The 17,661-nt window shown below is 53.7% G+C and carries 14 protein-coding genes; 11 read left to right on the plus strand and 3 right to left on the minus strand.

The window, feature by feature from the left end; translation table 11 throughout:
* The first annotated feature begins 10 nt into the window (after positions 1-10).
* Both NFR55_RS09060 and NFR55_RS09065 read left to right on the plus strand, forming a co-directional pair.
* Positions 11-952, plus strand: a complete 942-nt coding sequence (locus tag NFR55_RS09060; RefSeq protein ID WP_251548431.1) for a DUF7934 family protein — start codon at positions 11-13, stop codon at positions 950-952.
* Entirely contained in the window at positions 949-1,191 is a 243-nt protein-coding gene (locus tag NFR55_RS09065; protein WP_251548432.1) for a hypothetical protein, read from the plus strand. Before NFR55_RS09060 ends, NFR55_RS09065 begins: the two co-directional genes overlap by 4 nt.
* Positions 1,192-1,253: 62 nt before the next feature.
* Here NFR55_RS09065 and NFR55_RS09070 read toward each other — a convergent pair whose 3' ends face one another.
* Both NFR55_RS09070 and NFR55_RS09075 read right to left on the minus strand, forming a co-directional pair.
* A complete protein-coding gene (locus NFR55_RS09070) occupies positions 1,254-2,591 on the minus strand; it encodes a serine/threonine protein kinase (protein WP_251548433.1) in 1,338 nt (445 codons plus the stop codon).
* Positions 2,575-3,363 (minus strand): PP2C family protein-serine/threonine phosphatase, encoded by a 789-nt coding sequence (locus tag NFR55_RS09075; RefSeq protein ID WP_251548434.1) that lies wholly within the window; start codon positions 3,361-3,363, stop codon positions 2,575-2,577. Before NFR55_RS09075 ends, NFR55_RS09070 begins: the two co-directional genes overlap by 17 nt.
* A gap of 394 nt (positions 3,364-3,757) precedes the next feature.
* On the opposite strand from NFR55_RS09075, the gene purE reads away from it, so the two are divergent.
* The 9 genes from purE to NFR55_RS09120 all read left to right on the plus strand — a co-directional run bounded on the left by purE (position 3,758) and on the right by NFR55_RS09120 (position 15,723).
* Entirely contained in the window at positions 3,758-4,243 is a 486-nt protein-coding gene (gene purE, locus NFR55_RS09080) for a 5-(carboxyamino)imidazole ribonucleotide mutase (protein ID WP_251548435.1), read from the plus strand.
* A gap of 23 nt (positions 4,244-4,266) precedes the next feature.
* The gene (gene purC / locus NFR55_RS09085) at positions 4,267-4,980 is read left to right on the plus strand and encodes a phosphoribosylaminoimidazolesuccinocarboxamide synthase (protein ID WP_251548436.1); all 714 of its coding nucleotides are present in this window, start codon (positions 4,267-4,269) and stop codon (positions 4,978-4,980) included.
* 11 nt (positions 4,981-4,991) lie between these two features.
* The gene (purM, locus tag NFR55_RS09090; RefSeq protein ID WP_251548437.1) at positions 4,992-6,017 is read left to right on the plus strand and encodes a phosphoribosylformylglycinamidine cyclo-ligase; all 1,026 of its coding nucleotides are present in this window, start codon (positions 4,992-4,994) and stop codon (positions 6,015-6,017) included.
* Between the two features lie 124 nt (positions 6,018-6,141).
* A complete protein-coding gene (purN, locus tag NFR55_RS09095) occupies positions 6,142-6,795 on the plus strand; it encodes a phosphoribosylglycinamide formyltransferase (RefSeq protein WP_251548438.1) in 654 nt (217 codons plus the stop codon).
* A gap of 131 nt (positions 6,796-6,926) precedes the next feature.
* Positions 6,927-8,465 (plus strand): bifunctional phosphoribosylaminoimidazolecarboxamide formyltransferase/IMP cyclohydrolase, encoded by a 1,539-nt coding sequence (purH, locus tag NFR55_RS09100; RefSeq protein ID WP_251548439.1) that lies wholly within the window; start codon positions 6,927-6,929, stop codon positions 8,463-8,465.
* Between the two features lie 473 nt (positions 8,466-8,938).
* The gene (gene purD, locus NFR55_RS09105; RefSeq protein WP_251548440.1) at positions 8,939-10,213 is read left to right on the plus strand and encodes a phosphoribosylamine--glycine ligase; all 1,275 of its coding nucleotides are present in this window, start codon (positions 8,939-8,941) and stop codon (positions 10,211-10,213) included.
* Positions 10,214-10,686: 473 nt separating this feature from the next.
* Positions 10,687-14,415: a phosphoribosylformylglycinamidine synthase gene (locus tag NFR55_RS09110; protein ID WP_251548441.1), complete on the plus strand. Its 3,729-nt coding sequence runs from the start codon at positions 10,687-10,689 to the stop codon at positions 14,413-14,415.
* Positions 14,416-14,641: 226 nt separating this feature from the next.
* Entirely contained in the window at positions 14,642-15,247 is a 606-nt protein-coding gene (locus NFR55_RS09115) for a hypothetical protein (protein WP_251548442.1), read from the plus strand.
* Positions 15,248-15,525: 278 nt separating this feature from the next.
* Entirely contained in the window at positions 15,526-15,723 is a 198-nt protein-coding gene (locus tag NFR55_RS09120) for a hypothetical protein (protein ID WP_251548443.1), read from the plus strand.
* Between the two features lie 4 nt (positions 15,724-15,727).
* Here NFR55_RS09120 and NFR55_RS09125 read toward each other — a convergent pair whose 3' ends face one another.
* Positions 15,728-17,050 (minus strand): hypothetical protein, encoded by a 1,323-nt coding sequence (locus NFR55_RS09125; RefSeq protein WP_251548444.1) that lies wholly within the window; start codon positions 17,048-17,050, stop codon positions 15,728-15,730.
* Positions 17,051-17,661: the final 611 nt, after the last annotated feature.

The following is a 17,661-nucleotide window of genomic DNA, read 5'->3' on the forward strand; positions in this document are numbered from 1 at the left end:
AGCGGAAAACATGAAACCGAATAAAGCAGTTAACTACATACGCGAAGCGATAGACTCCGTGTTCGGCGGCGAAGAAAACAAAAAGAAGCGCAAGACGGCAACCGACGAAATAAACGAGTTTTTGGACGGCATGGAAAAGGACAAACTTCCCGAGCGTCCGGTTTTGCCCGACGCGCCCTCGTTCGACAGAATGGAGTACGACGCGCCCACGAACGAGAGCATACGCGACCGCGCCGAAAGCGAACTTACGGATTACAGGCAAAACGCAGTAAGCGGCATAGAAAAGGAGATAGCGGAGCTTGACAAAAAGTATAACGCCGATATTGCGGCGGCGAAAGAGCAAGCCGACTCCGCGGCGAACAAGACCACCGCCGCCTACGCCGAAGCCAAGCAAAACACCGACAACGATATGTTAAAGCGCGGCATTGCGCGGTCGAGCATTGCGGCTAACAAAAAAGCCGCCCTCGAAAGCGGAGAGGCGGCGGCAAAAGCGGAACTTTACGAGGAGTACGGCAGGCAGGCGAACGAGCTTTCGCAAAAGATAAGCGAACTTAGCGTAAAGCGCGAACAGGCTCTGAACGATTTCAATCTCGCTTACGCCGCCAAACTTTCGGACAGGATAAACGAGCTTTACGACGAGCGCGACAAAAAGGTGAACGAGGCTCTCAAATACAACAACTCGCTTGCCGAAAAAGAGCATAATTCCGCTGTAGACAAGCAGATGAAAGAGAGCGATTTGTATTCGGAGGCACTCTCTCAGCGCGAAAAGGAAAACAACCTCGGCGCGAATTCGGAAAGCGGAGAGTCTAAAGCATACGCCTTCATAGCGCAAAAACTGCGCGAAATGAACGGCGCGGACGCCCGCGACACGGTACTCAACAACCCCCGTATACGCGCGGCTGTGGGCAACACCTACTTTTACTACAAACTTTACGACGAGTTCTGCCGATGAAAAAGATTATGGCAAAACTGCGCACCGGCAGCTTTTGGGTTGCGCTTGCGGGTGCGCTCACTCTCATACTTTCGCGTTTCGGCTACGAAAACGCGGCGTCGCTCTCCGAAAACATAGTAGAGGGCATAGCGAGCGTGTTGCTCGTTTTGGGCATTGCGATTTCGCCCGTAAAGAGCGAAAAAACGCCCGACGAAACAAACTCTTGCGACGAAACCGAGCGCGATAAAAATAACGAATAATATAAAGAACCGACGAACGATATCGATTATATCGCCCGTCGGTTTTTTCGTTACGTTGCGGATTATTTCTTTTTCTTGCCGAATAGTTTTTCCATAAGCGAGGGTTTGTGCTCGCGAGTTACGGTTACGGTGCGCGTCGGCTGATTTGCGGGCGCGCTCCTTTCTTGCGCGGGCGCGTTCCTTTCTTGCGCGGGCTTTGCCGTCGGCTGTTGCCTTATCGCGGGTTGGGAATACTGAGGCGCGCGTGCGGGCTGTGCCGCGGAGGTTTGCGGCGTGCGTATCTGAAGAGCGGGGCGGGAGAACGCGGGAGCGGCGGGCTTACTGAGCCGCGCCGACTGCGAGCGCGAAAGTCCCGTTTCGGCAGGGTCGACGGAAACGTCGGCGGTAAACGATTTGCGAGCCGCGGCGGCGGTTGCGGAAGTGCCCGAGCTTTTGCGCCCGTACAGTCCGGTAATCATCTGCGTTACGTCTTGATAGCGGTGCCGCGCGTATACGGCAAGCGATTTCATGAGCGCGGACTCCTGCGTGGGGGATATCGTAGCCCCTTTTTCGCTCGGTCTTATTATGGTGTCTTTATACAGGCGTTGAATACTCTCGGGCGGGAGCGAACCCGTAATCGCGTAGTATATGGTTACGCCTATTGCGTATATATCCGTCCACGGTCCTTGCTCGCCGTGCGTGCGGTACTGTTCTTCGGGCGCAAAGCCTTGCTTTAGCACTATGGATAGGCTTTTGCCGTTTAGGTTGCTCTGCTTTGCCGCGCCGAAATCTATTAGTTTAACTTCGTTTTTCTTAGTAACTATTATGTTGTCGGGCGAAATATCGCGGTGAACGAGTCCGCACTTGTGCACCGAAATGAGCGAGTCCATAACGGGGCGGAGTATGGCGAGTATCTCGTCGCACGGCACTTTGCCGCCCTTTCGCTGCAAATACTTTTTGAGCGAAATTCCGTCGAGATATTCCATTACTATATACGCCGTGCCGTTCGCCGAAAAGAAATCGCGCACCGAAACTATGCCCGGAAGATTTTTTATCTTCGCGAGTATTTTGGCTTCTTCTATGAAACGCTTGAGTCCGCGGTTGCTCGCCGCCTGATTTTGTTTGCTGTTGATTATTACCTGATTGCTTCGCGGCATGCGGTTTACGTATCCCGACGGATAGTATTCCTTTATTGCCACTTTAAGCCCGCAACTTATATCCCACGCAAGATAAGTTATGCCGAAACCGCCTTCGCCGAGCGCACGGTATATGAGATATTTTTCGTTGAGCACCGTTCGTTGGGGCAGGTGGTGGGGCGGCGACGGAGAGTCGTCGGCTTTTTTCTTGCAACTTAAGCAAACGCGTTGAGAGTCGAGCGTGCCGAAGCAGTTAAGACACACGTTTTTACTCGTTCTTACCATTATCGGCAACCTCCTTCTTTTCCGACGTTATAACTTTGGCTACTACTGCGGAGTAGTTGTCGTTGAATTTGGTTATGCGCGAAAGCAAACGCTTTTCGAGCCGCGCGAGTATTTCCTCGGCATTGTCGGACGCGGCGAGTTCGGCTTCCATTTCTTCTTCGTACACGTATTCCCAAAAGCCGTCGGTGCACATTATTATCGCGTCGCCCGCGCCGAGCGGCTCGGCGCTTATCTCGCAGTCCGGCTCTATGTAATAAGCTCCGCCGAGCACGCGGGTGAGCTTGTTTTGGTCTTTGTGAGTGCGTATGTCGCGCAGGTCGATTTGTCCCATTTCCACCGCGAGCTGGCTTAGCGAGTGGTCTTTGCTTTGATACGCGAGCTTGCCGCCGCGGAAAAGATATATGCGAGTGTCGCCTATGTGGCTCATCGTCACTTTGCTTCCGTCGGTAACGCAACACGCAACGGTGGTGCAACTCGATTTTATTTCGGGCGTGTGGTCTTTGTAGTCGGACACGTAGTTATGCGCCGCGTGAATATACGACTGCACCGTTTCGGGCGCATACGCTCTTTCGGGCTCGGTTTCGCGCAGTTTGGAATAGAGTTCTACTATCTTGGTTGCGCAAAGCCTGCTCGCAACCTCGCTGCCCACGTAAGAGCCGAGTCCGTCGCACACAACTATGCAGGCTTCCGTTCCGTTCACGATTCCGGAAACGAAGTCTTGATTGTATTCTCTGCCGCCCTGTTTGCAAATGCTTGCCGCCGATATTTTCATGCTTTATACTCCGCGCAGGTATTTTATAGTGGAATATCTTTTTAATTAGTATACTACCTCTTTGCCGATAAGTCAAGTCTTTCGTTTTCTCATGCAGGGGATTGCTTCGTCGTCCTGCGGACTCCTCGCAATGACGGGGCGGGCGCAAGTCATTGCGAGCGGCAATCTCATACGGTTTTACGCGTCATTGCGAGCGGCAACCTCATACGGTTTTACGTGTCATTGCGAGCGGCAATCTCATACGGTTTTACGCGTCATTGCGAGCGAGTGTAACGAGCGCGGCAATCTCCCGCATGAGAACGGTGCGGACGCAATATCGTTGTATTCAATCAATTGACTTTTTCGGCGGAATTTTGTATAATGTTCGGGTACAGATTTTTTGGAGACATACAGTATGAAAGTAGCCGTTGTAATGGGTAGTAAGTCCGATTTCGAGGTGGTAAAGCCGTGCATTGCCGCGCTCGATAAATTCGGCGTGGAGCGCGAAGTGCGGGTTATAAGCGCGCACCGCACTCCCGAGGAGGCGCACGAGTTCGCGTTTTCCGCCAAAAGCCGCGGGGTGGAGGTTATAATAGGGGTTGCGGGTAAAGCCGCGCACCTTGCGGGCGTGCTCGCCGCGAGCACCACTCTGCCCGTGATTGCCCTTCCCGTGCAAACCTCCATGATGGGCGGGCTCGACAGTCTTTTGAGCATGGTGCAAATGCCGAGCGGAATTCCCGTTGCCACGGTGGGAGTAAACGGCGGCGAAAACGCCGGGCTTTTGGCGGTGCAAATGCTCGCGCTCAAGTATCCCGAGCTCGATAAAAAGCTCGAAGAGTACAAAAAAGAAATGCGCGAAAAAATCAATCGCGACGATAACGAACTGCAACAAAAACTCTAAAATTCTCAAGGAGATATACAATAATGAACGTAACCAAAGGCGAACAGCTTTACGAAGGCAAGGCGAAAAAAGTTTTCGCAACGTCCGACCCCGACGTTGTGCTCGTGAGCTATAAAGACGACGCAACCGCGTTTAACGGTCTTAAAAAAGGCACGATAGCGGGCAAGGGCGTTGTGAACAACCGCATGAGCAACCACATGTTCCGCATGCTCGAAAAAGCGGGCGTGCCCACTCATTACATAGAGGAGCTCGGCGACCGCGAAACGCTTGTGAAAAAGGTGGAAATAGTTCCGCTCGAAGTAATAATCCGCAATATAGCGGCGGGCAGTATGTCTAAGCGACTCGGCATAGCCGAGGGCACCGAACTCAAATGCCCCGTTATAGAATTCTCGTACAAAAACGACGAACTCGGCGACCCCATGATAAACGATTACCACGCAATGGGCATGGGACTTGCCACCCGCGAGGAGATAAACAAAATAACCGAGCTTGCCTTTAAGGTGAACGAGTTTATGATAGATTATTTCCGCAAGCTCAACATAGACCTCGTGGATTTCAAGCTCGAGTTCGGCAAGTTCCACGGCGAGATAATCCTTGCCGACGAGATAAGCCCCGACACCTGCCGTTTTTGGGACAGCACCACCAAAGAGAAGCTTGACAAAGACCGTTTCCGCAGAGATATGGGCGGGGTGGAAGAGGCATACGCCGAAATGATGAAACGCCTCGGGCTCAAATAAGGAGAAAGAGAATGGATTATAAAGAAGCCGGGGTAGACGTTACCGCCGGATATAAAGCGGTCGAACTCATGAAAAAGCACGTTAAGTCCACGTTCGATAAAAACGTGCTCGGAGATTTGGGTTCGTTCGGCGGTTTTTATTCTATAGGCGATTATGCGAGCGGCGAGCCCGTGCTCGTTGCGGGCACGGACGGCGTAGGCACAAAGCTCAAGTATGCGTTTATCGCCGACAAGCACGACACCGTGGGCATAGACTGCGTTGCCATGTGCGTTAACGACGTTGTTTGCCAGGGCGCAAAGCCGCTGTTGTTCCTCGACTATATGGCGGTGGGCAAGCTGTTCCCCGAACAGGCTGAAAAGATAGTTTCGGGCGTGGCGGAAGGCTGCAGGCAGTCGGGCTGTGCGCTCATAGGCGGCGAAACCGCCGAAATGCCGGGATTTTATTCGGTGGGCGAATACGACCTCGCGGGTTTCTCGGTGGGCATAGTAGACAGGAAAAAAGCGGTTACGGGCGCGGATATAAAAGAGGGTTACGCGCTTGTGGGACTCAAGAGCAGCGGCATACATTCAAACGGATTTTCGCTGGTGCGCAAACTGTTCGGCGAAAACAAATCCGAACTCGAGTCGTTCGAGCCGCGCCTCGGCAAAACGGTTTTGGAAGAGGTTCTCACGCCCACGCGCATATACGTTAAAACGGCGTTGTCGCTACTCAAAGAATATCCCGTAAAGGGCATAGCGCACATAACGGGCGGCGGATTTATAGAAAACGTGCCCCGCATGTTCCCCCGCGGCATAGGTTGCGAAATAGATATTAACGCGTACGACCGCTTGCCCGTGTTCGATATGCTCAAAGAAAAGTCCGAACTGTCGGACTCCAAACTGTACAACACTTTCAACATGGGCATAGGCATGGTGCTCTGCGTACCTCAAGACGCGGCGGCGGACGTGGTGAGCGCCGCGAACGCGCTCGGCGAAAACGCGTACGTGATAGGAAAGACCGTTGCGGGCGAAGGCGTAAAACTTATCGGCGCCGTATAAGAGCGCATATTGCCAAGGGTATACAATGTCATTGCGAGGAGGGCGTAGCCCGACGCGGCAATCTCTTGCGGTATTCCCGCATTATTGCATAGCGAAGTAATCCCCTGCATGAGAAAGGAAATAAATGAAAAAAACCAACCCCAAAAATCTCGTTGTGCTCGTGTCGGGCGGCGGCAGTAATATGGCGGCTATAATGGAGAGCATAGACCGCGGCGAAATCAACGGCGAAATCAAAGCCGTGATTTCGTCTAACGCCGAGGCTTACGCGCTTACCCGTGCGCATGAGCGCGGCATACCCGCGTATGTGTGCGCCAGAGCCGATTACGAAAACGGCGCGGAGCGCGACCGCGAAATATTGCGTATCTGCCGAGAAGCTCGAGCCGATTACGTGTTGCTTGCCGGCTATCTCGGAATACTCTCGGGATTTTTCATAGAAGCGTATCCCAATAAAATAGTAAACATACACCCCGCGCTTTTGCCCAAATTCGGCGGCAAAGGCTTTTTCGGTATTCACGTGCACGAAGCGGTTCTTGCGGCGGGCGAAACCGAGAGCGGGGCAACGGTGCACTTTGTGGGCGGCGGAATAGACGACGGCGCGATAATAGCGCAAGGCAAAGTAGAGGTCTTGCAAGGCGATACGCCCGAAGAGTTGCAAAAGCGCGTGCTCTGCAACGTGGAGCACAAGTTGTTCCCGCAGGTAGTGGGGCTGTTATGCGCCGACAAAGTAAAAATAAAAGACGGCAAAGTTGTTATCGATAATAATATTTCCAAAGAATGAGATTGCCACGGGCATAAATGCCCTTGCAATGACGTGTTATTTTGGGCGTTATGTCATTGCGAGCGAGCTATGCGAGCGCGGCAATCCCAAACAATAGAAATGCAAACAACCTTTCAAAGGAGAAATAAAAAATGAAAAAACGCGCACTTATCAGCGTTAGCGACAAAACCGGCGTAGTGGAATTCGCCCGCGAGCTTACCTCGCTCGGCTACGAAATCATTTCCACGGGCGGCACGGCAAAGGCACTTTCCTCCGCGGGCGTAAAGAACATAGGCATAAGCGATATCACGGGCTTTCCCGAATGTTTGGACGGCAGAGTGAAAACGCTTCATCCCGCCGTGCACGCGGGGCTTTTGGCTCGCAGGGATTTGCCGGAGCACATGGAGCAACTCGATAAGCTCAAAATAAACACTATAGATATAGTGGCGGTAAACCTGTACCCGTTTAAGCAAACCATACTCAAAGAGGGAACCACTCTCGAGGAAGCCATAGAAAACATAGATATCGGCGGACCTACCATGATACGCAGCGCGGCGAAAAACTACCGCGACGTGTGCGTGGTTGTAGACCCCTCCGACTACGCCGAGGTGATAAGTCGCTTAAAAGCAAACGAGCTTTCGGTGGAATTCAAGTTCGGGCTTATGTATAAAGTATTTCAGCACACCGCCGTATACGACACCATGATTTCAACGTATATGCGCGAAAAGCTGGGCATTCGTTTCCCCGACCAAATCACGTTCGCGTACGAGAAAAAGCAGGGCATGCGCTACGGCGAAAACCCTCAGCAAAACGCGGCTTTCTATGCCGAAGCTCTACCCGTTGCCGGCTCGTTGCCGCAGGCGGAACAGTTGCAGGGCAAGGAACTCAGCTACAACAACATAAACGACGCAAACGGTGCGCTCGACCTTTTGCACGAGTTCGACGAGATAGCGGTGGTTGCGTGCAAGCACGCCAATCCCTGCGGCGTGGGCACGGGTAAAACTGTGCTCGAGGCGTACAAGACCGCATACGAGTGCGACCCCGTAAGCATATTCGGCGGCATAGTTGCGGTTAACCGCGCGGTAGACGCCGACGTCGCCCGCGAAATGGTGAAGATATTCCTCGAAATAGTCATTGCGCCCGATTTCACCGCCGAAGCTCTCGAGGTGTTTAAGGCGAAACCCAACTTGCGAGTACTCAAACTCGCGGATATAAACGCCGAGCGCGGCGAAAAAGCGTACGATATGAAAAAGGTGTACGGCGGCTTGCTCGTTCAGGACCGCGACCGCACGCTGTTTAATAAAGAGGACGTAAAAACGGTAACCAAGCGCAAACCCACGGCGGAAGAAATGCAGCAGCTCGAATTCGCCTTTAAGGTGGTTAAGCACGCCAAAAGCAACGCCATAGCCGTTGCAAAAAACAACGCGGCGATAGGCGTGGGCGGCGGTCAGACAAACCGCATTTGGGCGGCTCAGCAAGCCATAGAGCACGCGGGCGAAAGAGTGAAAGGCGCGGTGCTCGCGTCCGACGCGTTCTTCCCGTTCTCCGACTGCGTGGAAGCCGCGGCAAAGGCGGGCATAACCGCGATAATTCAGCCCGGCGGCTCGGTTCGCGACCAAGAGAGCATTGACGCATGCGACAAATACGGCATAGCTATGGTGTTTGTGGGGCAACGCCACTTCAAGCACTGATAGGCGGCGTATAGCGGCACATCTTGGCCCTGCGTGAGTTTGTTGTCATTGCGAGCGAGTGAAACGAGCGCGGCAATCTCCCGCGGTATTTCCCTGTCATTGCGAGGAGGGCGTAGCCCGACGCGGCAATCCCCTGCGGTATTTCCCTGTCATTGCGAGGAGGGCAAAGCCCGACGAAGCAATCCCCTGCATGGAACAAGTACAGAGGCTGCGCATTTCTTTCGGCTGAGATTGCCACGCTCGTTTCACTCGCTCGCAATGACAGGTAAAAGCATTATGCCGCACGTTGTCCTCAGCCGAGCGCACGCAGTACGCGAACGCCACGAGCGTAGCGAGTATTGCGAGGGTGCTTGCACCCGAAGCAATCCCATTACGGGCTACAATGTCATTGCGAGGAGGGCGTAGCCCGACGCGGCAATCCCATTCATGAGAAAACAAAACATACTTTGCGTGTAACGCAAAAAGGAAACCAAATGAAACATAACGTATTAGTCGTAGGCGGCGGCGGAAGGGAACACGCCATAGCGTATGCTCTCGCCAAAAGCCCGCAGGTGGGCAAACTGTATTGCATACCCGGCAACGCGGGCATAGCCGAGCTTGCCGAGTGCCGACCCGATATAAAAGCAACCGACCTCGACAAGATTGTGGAATTCGTAAAAGCGCACGAGGATATTGAGCTTACCGTCGTTGCGCCCGACGACCCTTTGGCAATGGGGCTCGTTGATAGGTTGGAGAGCGAGGGCAAACGCGCTTTCGGACCTCGCGCGAACGCCGCTATAATAGAGGCGAGCAAGGTGTTTTCCAAAAACCTCATGCGCAAATACTCCATACCCACGGCGGAATATCAAACTTTTTCTTGCTACGACGAAGCCGCAAAATATATAGAAACGTGCCCCGTGCCCACGGTGATAAAAGCCGACGGACTTGCGCTCGGCAAGGGCGTGATAATAGCTCAAAATCGCGAAGAAGCGCGGGCGGGGCTCAAAGAAATCATGCTCGATAAAGCGTTCGGCTCTGCGGGCGCAAACGTGGTTATAGAAGAATTTCTTACCGGTTTCGAGGTGAGCGTGCTCGCGTTCTCCGACGGCAAAACGGTAATACCCATGGCTTCGAGCCAAGACCACAAACGCGCACACGACGGCGACACGGGATTGAATACGGGCGGCATGGGCACTTTCAGCCCGCAGGACAAATACACGCCCGATATGGCGAAACGCGCCATGGAAACGGTGTTCGTTCCCACCGTTCGCGCCCTCGAAAAAGAGGGACGACCCTTTAAGGGCGTGCTGTATTTCGGACTGATGATAACCCCGTCGGGCGATATAAAAGTGCTCGAGTATAACGCGCGTTTCGGCGACCCCGAAGCTCAGGTAATACTGCCTCGACTCAAAAACGACCTGTTCGACGTGTTCAACGCCTGCATAGACGGCACTCTCGACAAAATAACGCTCGAGTGGGACGAACGCGCCGCGGTGTGCGTGGTTGCGGCGTCGGGCGGCTATCCGCTAAAGTACGAAAAGGGCAAAAAGATAACTTTCGGCGATATCGACAAAGACGTGATTGTGTTCCACGCGGGCACTGCTATTTGCCCCGACTGCGGCGAAACGGTTACGAGCGGCGGCAGAGTGCTCGGCGTAACCGCGCTCGGCAAAACTCTTTCCGAAGCCAAAGCCAAAGCATACGCGAACATAAAAAAGATAAGTTTCGAGGGGATGTTTTATCGCTCCGATATTTGCAAAAACCACTGACGGTGGCGAATAAGGGCGCATCTTGCGACTACGTGTGCACCGCCCGCACAGGGCAGTATTAAATATACAGCCCGTGCGCGGAGCGTTGCACCTGTTGTCGCAATCTGCAACCCTTCTTCACCGCCTTTCGGTACGCTGTGTCATTGCGAGCGTAGCGTGGCAATCCCCTGCGGTATTTCCCTGTCATTGCGAGGAGGGCAAAGCCCGACGAAGCAATCCCTTGCATGGAACAAGTACAGAGTCTGCACGTTTCTCTCGGCTGAGATTGCTTCGGAACTAAAGTTCCTCGCAATGACACGGTTGAGCAAATCCCCTGCGGTATTTCACCGTCATTGCGAGGAGGGCAAAGCCCGACGAAGCAATCCCTTGCATGGAACAAGTACAGAGTCTGCACGTTTCTCTCGGCTGAGATTGCTTCGGAACTAAAGTTCCTCGCAATGACGTTAACACACATTAAAAAAAGGAAAACAAGCATGATAAAGAGAATTTTCGTTGAAAAGAAAGAGGGACTGCGGCACAGCGCAGATAAAGTAAAGTCCGATATCGAGGGCGTTCTCGGAATTCGCGCCGAGTGGGTGCGCGTATTCTTGCGTTACGACGTTGAGGGACTCGAGGGCGAAGATTTCGACCGCGCGGTGACGTCGGTGTTTTCGGAGCCGCCCGTGGATAACATCTATTTCGAGGAGCTTCCCGAACTCGATGGCGAAATCATAGCGAGCGAGTATCTTCCGGGGCAGTACGACCAACGCGCCGACAGCGCGGCGCAGTGCGTGCAAATGCTCACGCTCAAGTCGCGCCCGCTCATTCGTTGCGCCACGGTGTACGCTTTCGGGGGCATAAACGCGGCTCAGCGCGAAAAGATAGCGGGATATCTCATAAATCCCGTGGAAGCGCGGCTTGCGCGTATGGAAAAGCCCGAAACGCTCAACGAAAAATACGAAGAGCCGTCGCTCCCCGGTCTTGTGGATAGGTTCGTTGACTTTTCTCAAGACGAACTTGCGGCGTATCACTCGCGCGTGGGCTTTGCCATGAGCGTTGCCGACCTCGCGTTCGTGCAGGCGCATTTCCGTTCGCAAATGCGCAATCCCACCGAAACCGAACTTAAAGTTATAGATACTTATTGGTCCGACCATTGCCGTCACACCACCTTTCTCACTCACCTCGAGTCGGTGAAGATAAAGAGCGAAAATCCGGCTTTGCAAAAGGCTTACGAAACCTACTTGAAACTTTTCAACGAGCACCACGGCGGCAGGGCGGATAAGTACCCGTCGCTCATGGATATAGCCACGATAGGGGTGCGCGAACTCAAAAAGCAGGGCAAGCTCGACAACCTCGACGCGAGCGAGGAAATCAACGCGTGCTCCATAAAAGTTACCGCAGAGGTGGACGGCAAGCCCGAGGACTGGCTTGTAATGTTCAAAAACGAAACTCACAACCATCCCACCGAAATAGAGCCGTTCGGCGGCGCGGCAACCTGCCTCGGCGGCGCGATACGCGACCCTCTCTCGGGCAGGGTGTACGTGTATCAGGCAATGCGCGTAACGGGCGCGGCGGACGTAACCGAGAGTTTCGACAAAACGCTCAAAGGCAAACTGCCGCAACGCGTAATATCCAAAACGGCGGCGGCGGGCTTTTCGAGTTACGGCAACCAAATAGGACTCGCAACGGGCGGCGTGCACGAGGTTTATCACCCCGGCTACGTTGCCAAACGGCTTGAAACGGGCTTTGTAGTGGGCGCGGCTCCCGCCGAAAACGTGGTGCGTTCCGTTCCCGAAAAGGGCGACGTAGTGCTTCTTATCGGCGGAGCAACGGGCAGAGACGGATGCGGCGGCGCGACGGGTTCGAGCAAAGCGCACACCGAAAAGAGCCTCGATACCTGCGGCGCGGAGGTGCAAAAGGGCAATCCGCTTACCGAGCGCAAGATACAAAGACTTTTTAGAAAGAGCGAAGTAACCCGCCTTATAAAGCGTTGTAACGATTTCGGTGCGGGCGGCGTAAGCGTGGCTATAGGCGAATTGAGTCCGGGACTGGATATAAACCTCGACGCCGTTCCCAAAAAGTATTACGGGCTTAACGCAACCGAGCTTGCCATAAGCGAGAGCCAAGAGCGCATGGCGGTTGTGGTCAAAGCGAGCGACGAACAAAAGATGATTAAGCTGTGCGCCGAAGAAAACCTTACGGCAACGCGCGTAGCCGTGGTAACAGACCTCAGCCGCATGCGCATGTATTACGGCGGCAACCTCGTAGTGGACCTGCCGCGCAAATTCCTCGACAGCAACGGCGTGCGCCAGCACACCGACGTGGTTATAAAAGACGGCGAAGTCAAATTCTTCGCGCCCGCCAAAGAGGTGGACGCGGCGATTAAAAAAGGCGATATGAGCGCGGCGGTGCGCCATACGCTTTCGCAACTCAACGTATGCTCGCAAAAGGGGTTGGGCGAAATATTCGACTCCACCATAGGCGCGGGCTCGGTGCTCATGCCTTTCGGCGGCAAGTACCAACTCACGCCCTCCATAGCAATGGCGGCAACTCTGCCTACAAACGGCGTGACCGATACCGCAACGGTGTGCGCGTACGGATTTAATCCCTATCTTATGAGCGAGTCGCCCTTTTTGGGCGCGGTGTATTCGGTGCTCTTGAGCGCGGTTAAAACCGTTGCCGCGGGTGCGCCGCTTAGTAGCATTCGCCTTACTTTGCAGGAATTTTTCGAGCGCATGGGCACCGACCCCGCGCGTTGGGGCAAGCCCGCGGGCGCACTCTTGGGCGCGCTTGCCGCTCAGCTCGGACTCGGTCTCGGCGCGATAGGCGGCAAAGACTCCATGAGCGGCAGTTTCGAAAAGATTGACGTGCCGCCCACGCTCATTTCGTTCGCGCTCGGCGTGACGAAAAGCAAGTACGTTACCGACAACGTGTTGCGCGGCGGCGAAAAGGTGTACCGCCTAAAACTCAGAACGGATATATACGCAATGCCGAATTTCGAGCATGCGGTGGAACTGCTCAAACTGCTTTCGGGCGAGATTGCCCGCGGCAGAGTGAAATTCGCAACGGTGGTTGAAGAGGGCGGCGCGGCGGCGGCTGTAATGAAGAGCGCGTTCGGCAACAAGCTCGGCTTTAACTTTACTTATAAAGATACGCGCAATTTGTTCGCGCCCTATCTCGGCGACATACTCGTTGCGCTCGAAGACCCCGACGATTTCGTGGGTTACGAACCCGAACTCATAGGCGAAACCACCGCCGACGGAAAGTTTACCTTTGCCGAAGGTTGCGTTTCGGTAGAGGACGCGATAAACGCGTTCACGGGTAAGCTCGAAAAGGTTTATCCCACCGTTGCGCATGCGGCGGGCGAAGCGGAAAACGTTACGTTCTGCGGCGCGGGCGCACCCAAACCCGCAAAGAAAAAGAAGAACGTGAAAGTGTTTATTCCCGTGTTCCCGGGCACGAACTGCGAGTTCGATACCGCCAAGCGTTTTATGCTAGCGGGCGCGGAACCGGTAATTCGCGTTATAAGAAACCGTTCGCAAGAAGAGCTTTCCGAGTCGCTCGACGAAATGGCAAAGTGCATTGAAAAATGCCAAATCATAGCTTTCCCCGGCGGATTTTCGGGCGGCGACGAGCCGGACGGAAGCGGCAAGTTTATTGCCACTGCGTTCCGTTGCGGCAAGATTGCCGACGCGATAGACGCGCTCTTATACAAACGCGACGGTCTTATTTTGGGCATTTGCAACGGCTTCCAAGCTCTCGTAAAACTCGGACTTTTGCCCGACGGCAAGATAGCCGAGCTCAAAAGCAATTCGCCCACTCTCACGTTCAACAACATAGCCCGCCACGTTTCAACCGCGGTTAACGTGCGAGTTGCAAGCTCGCTGTCGCCCTGGCTTGCGGCGGTTAAACCCGGCGACGTGTTCAAAGTGGCGGTGAGCCACGGCGAAGGCAAGTTCGTGGCTCCTCTCGAAAAACTCGCGGAGCTTGCGGCAAACGGGCAGATAGCAACGCAGTATTGCGACGAGCTCGGCAACGCAACAATGACGAGCCCGTTCAATCCCAACGGCTCTATGATGGCTATAGAGGGCATAACGAGTCGCGACGGAAGAATACTCGGCAAAATGGGTCACAGCGAACGCATAGGCGAATATCTTATGAAGAACGTACCCGGTAACGCCGACATGAAAATTTTCGAAAGCGGCGTAAAATATTTTAAGTAGGGTAGGAGCAAGCTGTCATTGCGAGGAGGGCGTAGCCCGACGAAGCAATCCCATACATGAGGAGGCAAAACCCACTGTACATGTGCAATGCAGGAGATTGCCACGGGCATAAATGCCCTCGCAATGACGTTTGTCCCCTCCACCCGTCATTGCGAGGAGGGCAAAGCCCGACGAAGCAATCCCATACATGAGAAAGTAATAACACGTTTCGAGGTATACTATATAAGTGCTTAACGCCGTAAAAAAAATAATATTTACCGTCGCGCCGTTTGCGTTGCCCGTTATAGTTGGCATAGTGTGCGCAATCGTGGGCGGCGTGCTCATTGCCGTTACCGTGCGCCAAATTCGCCGACAGGTAAAACTTTATAATTCCATAACTCTCGTAGAGCTCAAGAGTTTTAAGTGGCACTATTTCGTGTTCATATTCGTGGCGGCGTTTTTCGTATTTTACGTAATAACGCAAATGGCGGACTACGCCGCGCCCGAGGTGAACGTGATGAGCGAGAACTTGAATATGCAGCGTTGGCAAGTGAATTTAACGCTCGCGTTCATGCTTTATTTGTTGCTCGCCGTGGAATTTTTGCTAATCGTGCTCGCCCGCAGTAAGTCCGCTGTGGTGGATAAAGGAATATACTCGGGCATGCGTTATCTCGATTGGTATCACGTTCACGACTACATCATAGACGAAGAGCGCGGGCACGTGATACTCTCGTCCGACAAATACACTTTCTTCACTCTCCGCGGCACGACTCCGCCGCTCAAAGTGGCAAAAAACGATATCCCGAAATTGAAGTTTATACTTAATAAGAACAAAAACAAATTCTCCGAGTAGGCGGCGTATAAGGGCGCATCTTGCCACTGCGTGTTTTATAAACCGCACAGGGCAGTATTAAATATACAGCCCGTGCGCGGTTTCAAAACCTGCCGTGTCAATCTGCAACCCTTCTCCGCCGCCTTAAACGCTTACCCGTCATTGCGAGGGCACAATGTGCCCGCGGCAATCTCATACATCAAACCCGTAAGCATCTGTGCCTTTCTTTCGGCTGAGATTGCCACGCTCGTTTCACTCACTCGCAATGACAAGAAACCACCGTTTACAAGGAATAAAAAATGCAAGATAAAAAACAGCGAATAAGAGAGTTGCGCAAAATAGTGGACGCGCCGAGATTTGTGTGCGATTGCGAAGACGTGCTTCCCGCGGCGTGGCGCGAACCGCCCGTTTTCGACGGATTAAAGTGCAGTAAAACCGTTCAGCAACTCCTTCAAGAGCAATATGAGCGCGAACATCCCGCCGCGCCCAAACACTGAAATATCATAATGGGAATTTGGATATCCAAACGTCCGTTCCGCCGAAAAAGTCGCCGCAGTCGCGACTTTTTCCGTTTATATCGCTAACCGCGGTGAGCCCGTTTGCGGTGAGCGATATCAGAGCGCGGGTTGTGCCCGTGGTTTCGGGCAATAAGAGTTTTGTTTCGTTGCCCCCCAAACAAAGTATTTTGAGGTTGCCGTTTTTTACGCCCGCCGCAAACGCCGCCTTGCCGTTGTTGGCAAAGTCCGTAATGCGGGTTACGTCAAAGTCAGTCGAGCCTACGCTCCTGCCGTCGTCGCCCAGTTCTACCAGCTTTTCGCCCGTAAAGGCGTAGGGCGCACCCGCGTAAAACAGAGTTTTTTTGCAGTCGTTGGGCGTTTCGGTGAGAAACAGCACCTTGTTTTTCACAAGATTGGAGCCGAGCAAAAGCAGTTCGCAGTTGCCGTCGCGGTCGCTCACCGCGGCAAATCCGTCGCCGAGCGGCATGAACGCTTCGGGCACGTATTTGTATCCCAGGTTTACGTCGGTAAACGCGGGCGGCGATATGGTGGTAAAACGCGCCACGGTGAGATATCCGAGGTCTTGATATTGCGCCGACGCCGCCAAAATGTAGCCGCTCGAATAGGGCATGAGGTCGAGGAGTTTAAGACTGTATGTGTGCGAAAACAGCTTTTCGCGCTCGAGAGTAAGCCCCGATGTGTAGACGTGGAGCAGGAGAGAGGTGCGCTTAGTCACCTCGTCGAGCGACTCGGCAACGAGAAAATAGCGGTTATCGTACTCGTACAATCCGCATGCGGTGAGAGCGTGCAAAGGCGGCATGTTTACTTTGCCCGTTACGGTGAGCGAGTCCGAAAGAGTGTATAAGCCCGCCACCATGCCTTCGTTGCCCGCCGCCGCAAAGCCCGCGCTCGTGGGTATCACTTTGGCTATCGTAAAATCGAACGCCGTAAAGGCGAGAGTGCTCCCCGCCAAAGACAGCCTTGCCCCAAAGCCGCGGGTTGAGCCGCTTTCGCGCCCCGCAAAGTCGAAATCGCCCGAGTCGGTGTTGCCGAATATGTAAAGCTCGTTGTTTTTGCGTATCACCGACACCGCGATATCCGCGCCGCTTCCGCCTATGTTTTGCTCCCATTCTATACTGTCGTTTGCGCTCACTCGCGCCGAACGCAGAATTTCATGGGGCGGGCGTTGCGTTTCGTTCGCGTTTCCGTTCGCCGGCGTTACGTCGCGCGAAGACACCGTATACGCCACGCCGCACAGCAGTATGAGTATTACCGCCGTGAGTATCATCACCGTTTGCACTTGCCGTTTATTAAGTATCGCTTTCATGCATACGATTATAGCACTAAAAATCGCTGATGTATCCGCCCCCGCAATTTTAGACAATTAAAGTTATTTTATTGCAAAATGGGAAATTTGTTGAGCCTTTTGGCGTCAAAAGGCTCGCGAAAACCGCAAGGTATTCCCGCTTTTGGAGGCGCCCCAAAAGCGGGGCAAAAGGGCGGCGGGGAAACTTTCGGCTGTGTCCCCTGCACCCCCGCAACGATAAGGGCGTTGCCCTTAACCCACACGCTAACGCGTAGAAGATTTATTGCGGGTAATCGCTACTGTTTGGGTCTATCCCGTCATTGCGAGCGAACGCAGTGAGCGCGGCAATCCCATACGATAGAATAAACGTCATTGCGAGGGCATTTATGCCCGCGGCAATCTCAGCCGAGAGAAAGTAGTAGTTGCTGTTCCTTTCTCATGCAGGGGATTGCCACGCTCGCGTTGCTCGCTCGCAATGACAAGTAAACCGCAACTGTTGCCTGTCATTGCGAGGGCATTTATGCCCGCGGCAATCTCAGCCGAGAGAAAGTAGTGGTTGCTGTACTTGTTCCATGCAGGGGATTGCTTCGCTACGCTCGCAATGACATTAGGACGAAAATACTACAAAGAAT

Source organism: Pumilibacter intestinalis, from assembly GCF_943193005.1.
Classification (GTDB): domain Bacteria; phylum Bacillota; class Clostridia; order Christensenellales; family Pumilibacteraceae; genus Pumilibacter; species Pumilibacter intestinalis.

What these genes read in the sequence shown, in the direction of transcription:
- purH (WP_251548439.1), top strand. Translation starts at nt 6,927, where the DNA reads ATGAAAAAACGCGCACTTATCAGCGTTAGCGACAAAACCGGCGTAGTG.
- NFR55_RS09125 (WP_251548444.1), bottom strand. Translation starts at nt 17,050, where the DNA reads ATGAAAGCGATACTTAATAAACGGCAAGTGCAAACGGTGATGATACTC.
- NFR55_RS09110 (WP_251548441.1), top strand. Translation starts at nt 10,687, where the DNA reads ATGATAAAGAGAATTTTCGTTGAAAAGAAAGAGGGACTGCGGCACAGC.
- purD (WP_251548440.1), top strand. Translation starts at nt 8,939, where the DNA reads ATGAAACATAACGTATTAGTCGTAGGCGGCGGCGGAAGGGAACACGCC.
- NFR55_RS09070 (WP_251548433.1), bottom strand. Translation starts at nt 2,591, where the DNA reads ATGGTAAGAACGAGTAAAAACGTGTGTCTTAACTGCTTCGGCACGCTC.
- purE (WP_251548435.1), top strand. Translation starts at nt 3,758, where the DNA reads ATGAAAGTAGCCGTTGTAATGGGTAGTAAGTCCGATTTCGAGGTGGTA.
- NFR55_RS09120 (WP_251548443.1), top strand. Translation starts at nt 15,526, where the DNA reads ATGCAAGATAAAAAACAGCGAATAAGAGAGTTGCGCAAAATAGTGGAC.
- purM (WP_251548437.1), top strand. Translation starts at nt 4,992, where the DNA reads ATGGATTATAAAGAAGCCGGGGTAGACGTTACCGCCGGATATAAAGCG.
- NFR55_RS09075 (WP_251548434.1), bottom strand. Translation starts at nt 3,363, where the DNA reads ATGAAAATATCGGCGGCAAGCATTTGCAAACAGGGCGGCAGAGAATAC.
- purC (WP_251548436.1), top strand. Translation starts at nt 4,267, where the DNA reads ATGAACGTAACCAAAGGCGAACAGCTTTACGAAGGCAAGGCGAAAAAA.
- NFR55_RS09065 (WP_251548432.1), top strand. Translation starts at nt 949, where the DNA reads ATGAAAAAGATTATGGCAAAACTGCGCACCGGCAGCTTTTGGGTTGCG.
- purN (WP_251548438.1), top strand. Translation starts at nt 6,142, where the DNA reads ATGAAAAAAACCAACCCCAAAAATCTCGTTGTGCTCGTGTCGGGCGGC.
- NFR55_RS09060 (WP_251548431.1), top strand. Translation starts at nt 11, where the DNA reads ATGAAACCGAATAAAGCAGTTAACTACATACGCGAAGCGATAGACTCC.